This is a genomic window from Saccharopolyspora elongata (assembly GCF_004348985.1).
GTDB classification, from domain to species: domain Bacteria; phylum Actinomycetota; class Actinomycetes; order Mycobacteriales; family Pseudonocardiaceae; genus Saccharopolyspora; species Saccharopolyspora elongata.
This window is the reverse complement of record NZ_SMKW01000209.1, coordinates 1-1,605: the sequence shown is the minus strand read 5'-3', so window position 1 is coordinate 1,605 and position 1,605 is coordinate 1. Positions and strand designations below refer to the sequence as shown.

The 1,605-nt window shown below is 65.7% G+C and carries 2 protein-coding genes; both read left to right on the top strand.

Annotated features, from left to right (window positions below):
- On the top strand, positions 1-385 hold a 385-nt coding region (locus E1288_RS46320; protein WP_132495697.1), incomplete at its 5' end, for an NfeD family protein.
- A gap of 10 nt (positions 386-395) precedes the next feature.
- The coding region (locus E1288_RS46315; protein WP_132495695.1) for an SPFH domain-containing protein at positions 396-1,605 on the top strand (1,210 nt) is incomplete at its 3' end.

Sequence of the window (1,605 nt, the reverse complement as noted above, 5' to 3'; positions counted from 1 at the left end):
GGCCGAGGTCATCTCGGGTGAACTCGTGTTGCTGATGCTCGGCCTCGCCGCCATCGGGGCTGCCGGTGCAGCGGCGTTGGGAGTGCCGCTAGGCGTCGATGCCGCCGTGTTCGCCCTACTGGGACTGGGACTGATCTTCGTCGCCCGGCCCGCGCTGAAACGACGGCTGAACCGCGGTCTCGAGCTGAAGACCAACGTGGCAGCGCTGATCGGCAAGAAGGCTGTCGTCGAATCGACCGTGGATGCCACGCGCGGTCGGGTGCGCATCAATGGCGACGTGTGGTCAGCCCGGGCATTCGACGAAACCCAGGTGCTGGAGACCGGCCAGACGGTGACGGTCATGGACATCTCCGGGGCCACCGCCGTCGTGTGGGCAGAACCCTGAGGAGGCTGACGTGGACCCGCTCGGACTGATCGTCCTCGCTGTCATCGTGCTGCTGGTCCTCGTGATCGCGGTGAAGACCGTGCTGGTGGTGCCGCAGGCAACGGCCTCGGTGATCGAACGGCTCGGCCGGTTCCGCAACGTGGCCGAGCCGGGCCTGAACTTCCTGGCGCCGTTCCTGGACCAGGTACGCGCCCGCGTCGACCTGCGCGAGCAGGTCGTGTCCTTCCCACCGCAGCCGGTGATCACCCAGGACAACCTGACGGTGTCCATCGACACCGTGGTGTACTTCCAGGTCACCGACGCACGCTCGGCCGTTTACGAGATCTCCAACTACATCATCGGTGTCGAGCAGCTCACCACCACCACACTGCGCAACGTCGTCGGCGGCATGAGCCTGGAAGAAACTCTGACCTCCCGCGACGCCATCAACACCCAGCTCCGCGGAGTGCTGGATCAAGAGACCGGACGCTGGGGCATCCGCGTCGCACGGGTGGAACTCAAAGCCATCGACCCACCACCGTCCATCAAGGACTCCATGGAGAAGCAGATGCGCGCCGACCGCGAGAAGCGCGCCACCATCCTCAACGCCGAAGGACAGCGGGAATCGTCGATCAAGACCGCAGAAGGCCAGAAACAAGCCGCGATCCTCGCCGCCGAAGGTCAGAAGAAGGCGGCCATCCTCGGCGCCGAGGCCGACCGCCAGTCCAGCATCCTGCGGGCGCAAGGCGATCGGGCCAGCCGCTACCTGCAGGCACAAGGCCAAGCCAAAGCCGTCGAAAAGGTCTTCGCCGCCGTCAAACGCGGCAAACCGACCCCGGAGCTGCTCGCCTACCAGTACCTACAGACGCTCCCGCAGATGGCGCAGGGAAACGCCAACAAGGTATGGGTCGTGCCCAGCGACTTCGACAAAGCCCTGGAAGGCTTCGCACGGATGCTCGGCGCCCCCGGCACGGACGGCGTCTTCCGCTACGAACCACCGAAGGAAGAAATCCCCACCACCGCACCCGAAGATGAAGAGGAATCGATCAAATCCTGGTTCGACACCTCCACCACCCCAGAGATCGCCGAAGCCGTGCGGGCGGCCGAAGAGGTCGCACGCAAGGAAGTGCCCGGCCCGAGCAGCATCGGCGGCACGCTGCTGCCCACCCAGCGCCAAGGCGTTCAACAAGATGAACCACAGCCGTTGCCGGGCCCGCAACCAGGTTCAGCCGAGTTGCCCG